Origin of the sequence: Pseudonocardia alni, from assembly GCF_002813375.1 — a bacterium.
GTDB lineage: Bacteria > Actinomycetota > Actinomycetes > Mycobacteriales > Pseudonocardiaceae > Pseudonocardia > Pseudonocardia alni.
The window spans coordinates 1,065,543-1,069,421 of the sequence record NZ_PHUJ01000003.1; the positions used below are offsets into that span (position 1 = coordinate 1,065,543).

Consider the following 3,879-nt stretch of genomic DNA (forward strand, 5'->3'; position numbering starts at 1 on the left):
TCGATCATGCGCTGCGGACCCGGGCGGCATCGACGATCCCGGCCAGGGCGGCCCGGTCGGTGACGCCGAGCTTGCGGAACGCGCTGGTGAGATGGACCTCCACGGTGCGCAGCGTGACGAACAGCGCCTCCGCGATCTCGCGGTTGCGGGCGCCCTCGGCGGCGAGGGCGACCACCCGGCGTTCGGCACCGGTCAGCGGGTCCAGCGGGGAGCCGGTGGGCGGGCGCATCCGGCCACCGGCCTGCACGAGCAGTTCCCGGGCGACCCGGGCCGCCCGCAGCGCCCCGCACCGTGCGGCCAGGGTCGCCGCCCGGCGCAGCTGCTCGCGGGCGTCCTCGGCGTGGTCGGACACCAGCATCGCCCGGCCCAGCAGGTGGTGGGCGAGGATCAGCTCGGTCCGGGCGGGCGAGCCCTCGAGCACCTCCACCGCCTCCCGGAGCATGTCCTCGCCGCGCGTACCGGCGGTGACCACACCGCGGGCCAGCAGCGCGAGCCCCCGCCCGCGGCCGGTCCCCCAGCGCGCCGCCCGTTCGGCGCCTCCCTCGACGATCCCGTGTGCCTCGTGCGCCCGGCCGGTGTCGGCGAGCAGGACGGCGGCGTGCACCCACCACGGCGCCAGGACGGGGTTCGCGATACCGGCCGCGTCGAGGCTGTCCCCGCAGCGGCGGTAGGTCGACAGGGCCCGGTCGACGTCGCCGACGTCGGCGGTCGCCCCCGCCCGCGCCATCAGGTAGTCGTGGTACTCCCAGGCGAAGTCCTCGAGCCGGGGCCGGACGATCCCGTCGAGCAGCTCGAGCGCCGCCTCCGGGTCGCCCTGCTGCTGGCGCACGTTCGCCAGTGCGATCGTCGGCACCACGGTGTTCCCCCGCCACGCCTCCTGCTCGGCGATGTCGAGCGCCGTGCGGGCGTCGGCCTCGCCCTCGGCCAGGCCCCCGACGACGACGTGGTTGGTCGCGCGGGTCCCCACGGCGAGGCTGTAGGTCCACGCCGAGGCCTGCTCGCGGCTCTGCACGACGAGCCGGTCGAGCACCGCTGTCGACTCCTCGACCTCGTCGGCCAGCCGCAGCACCAGCGACGAGGCCAGCACCGCCCAGCCGCCGAGGGTGGCCTCGTCGACCAGGAGCACCCGGCGCGCGAGGTCCACGGCCGCGGCCGCGTCGTCACCGTCCATCGCAAGGGTCACCGTCATCATCGCGAGCTTCTGGCGCTCGGCGGGAGTGCGGCCGGCGGGCCGGGCCATCCGTCCCATCCGGTCGATCGTCGCGGCCACGGTCTTCTTCTCGTCGAGCCCGACGACCAGCAGCGCGGCCTCCACGTGCGTGCGCAGCTCGGTCGCCTCGGGACCGGGGTCGGCCGGGAACTCGCGGTCCATCGTGTCCAGGACGTCCTGCAGCACCCGCACCGCACGGGGGGCCTGCTGCACCGCCAGCGAGGTCATGGCCAGCTGCACGGCGGCCTGGGCACGCGAGGGCAGGTCCACGGCCCGGTCGAGCGCGTCGCGCAGCTGCGCGACGGCGCGCTCCGGCTCGTGCTGGGCCAGCGCCGCGGCCAGCCGGGTCCGCGCGCCCACGTCGTCGGGTCGGGCCGCGACCACCGGTTCCAGGTAGCGGGCGACGGCGGGCCGGGCACCGCGGTGCGCCGCGGCGGCCGCGGCCTCCAGCAGCACGTCGACCATCCAGGGCTCGCCGGCGCCGGGCAGGACGAGCAGGACCGCCGCCACCACCTCGGCCGGGCGCCCCGCGTCGCTCAGCACCCGGGCGCCGCGCCGGCGCAGGTCGTCGAGCTCGTCCCCGGGGAGTCCGCGCAGCACCGCGGTGCGCAGCAGGTCGTGCCGGAAGTCCGACCGGTCGGGGGCGAAGACCTCGGTCCGGACGAGCGTCGCGACCGCGTCGGCCACCGACCCGGCGGGCACCCCGGACAGGGTCGCGAGAACCGTGGTCTGCTCGGCACCCACGACCGCGACGGCGGCGGCCACGGCGCGGACGTGCGGCGGGGCGTCGAACACGTGCCGTTCCACGAGGCCGTCGACCACCTCGCGCCCGAGCCGGTGGATCCGGTCGGTCGCGCCGTCGCCGGTCACCGGGCCCAGCTCGGCGACCAGCTGCTCGACCAGCAGCGGGTTCCCGCCGGAGGCCTCGGTGAGCGCGTCGAGCAACGGCGCCTGCGGCGGCTCGGCTCCCGTACCGGCACCTCGGGCCACGGCGAGCCGGGCGACGCCGGACCGGTCCAGCGGGCCCACCTCGGTCACCGCCGCACCGGCCTGGGTGCGGATCTCGGCGAGCCGGTCGGGCAGTGCGCCCGCTCCGTCGGTCCGCGAGGCGAGCACCACCCCGAGCGGGAGACCCTCCGACCGGCGCAGCAGGAACCCGAGGAAGGCCAGCGAGGCGTCGTCGCACCACTGCAGGTCGTCGACGACGAGGACCAGCGGGCCGCGAGCGGTGTGGTTCACGGTGAGCCAGTAGAGGCCGTGCAGCACCGGGTAGAGGTTGTCCGGTCCGGCACCGCCCGTCGCCTCGTCCAGCGCCGGTGCACTCCACCGGGCACCGCCCTCGAGCAGCGCCGGGTCGACCGGGCCCGCGCCGGCCAGGGCCCCGAACAGCTCCCGGACCACGGCGAACGAGATGTCCGAGGTCCGTTCCCGCCCATGGGCACGGGCGGCCCGCACGCCCGCCGGGACCTCGGTGCAGAAGCCGTCGAGCAGCACCGACTTGCCGATCCCGGGCGGTCCGACGAGCAGCCGCACGACGTGTGATCCGGCGGCGGCGCCGGCACCGGCCGAGGCCAGCCACGCCGACTCGGACCCCCGACCCACCAGGCGCACGCCGCGATCGGTGGCATCGGACATCCTGGGCTACCTCCACGAGCGACCGGTCCCGGCCGGGCGGACCCGGCTCGACGATCTTGAGCCTAGGAGATCCCACCCGTGCCGGATACCGGCCGCCGCGTGTCGGTACGGTGACCGCGCTCGCTCCTGCGGGATCAGGACGACGCGGTGAGGACCGTGCGCAGCATGGCGATGATCGCCGGGGCGTCGGAGCCGAGGAAGAAGTGCCCGCCCGGACGGACGTGCAGATCGAACGGTCCGGAGGTGTGGTCGCGCCAGGACTCCGCCTCGTCCCGTGAGGTCTTCGGGTCGCTGTCCCCGGTCAGGACGGTGATCGGCGCGGCCACGGTGGCCCCGGGGGTGCAGCGGTAGGTCTCGATCGCCTCGTAATCGCTGCGGATGGCGGGCAGGATCATCCGGAGGATCTCGTCGTCGCCGAGCAGCGCGGTGTCGGTACCCGCCAGCAGCTTCAGCTCCTCGACGACCTGCTCGTCGCTCAGCCGGTGCACGTGCTCGTCACGGACACGCGAGGGTGCGCGCCGGCCGGAGGCGAACAGGTGGGCGATCCGCCCGCCCTGGGCCTCGTGCCGCCGCGCGACCTCGAACGCCAGGGTCGCGCCCATGCTGTGGCCGAAGAAGACCGTGGGGCGGTGGCCCCGCAGCGAGTCCCGCAGCGCGCCGTGGACCTGGTCGGCGAGGGTGTGGAGGTCACCGGGGCTGGTCTCGCGGCGCCGGTCCTGCCGGCCCGGGTACTGCACGGCGAACACCTCCGCGGTGGTCTGCAGCTGCGCCGAGACCGGGAAGTAGAACGAGGCCGAACCGCCCGCGTGCGGGAAGCAGACGAGCTGCACGGGCCGCTCCGGTGCCGGGTGGAAGCACCGGACCCACAGGCTCTCCTCGGTGGCGGTCGTCGTCATGGGGTTCCTTCCTCGCGGACGCACCCGGCGTGCTGCCGGACGACGTAGCCAGTGAACCGGCACCGCGGCCGGTGAATCCCTAGTCCTGGCCTCGGGGGCGGGACGACCGCGCCGGCCGGCCCGCCCCCGGGAGGCACC

2 protein-coding genes are annotated in these 3,879 nt (G+C 75.9%); both read right to left on the reverse strand.

The window, feature by feature from the left end; genetic code table 11:
• Window positions 1-4: 4 nt before the first annotated feature.
• Window positions 5-2,845, reverse strand: a complete 2,841-nt coding sequence (locus ATL51_RS06135; protein ID WP_100877973.1) for an AAA family ATPase — start codon at window positions 2,843-2,845, stop codon at window positions 5-7.
• A 134-nt stretch (window positions 2,846-2,979) separates the two neighbouring features.
• Window positions 2,980-3,741: a thioesterase II family protein gene (locus ATL51_RS06140; protein ID WP_100877974.1), complete on the reverse strand. Its 762-nt coding sequence runs from the start codon at window positions 3,739-3,741 to the stop codon at window positions 2,980-2,982.
• Between the last annotated feature and the right edge of the window lie 138 nt (window positions 3,742-3,879).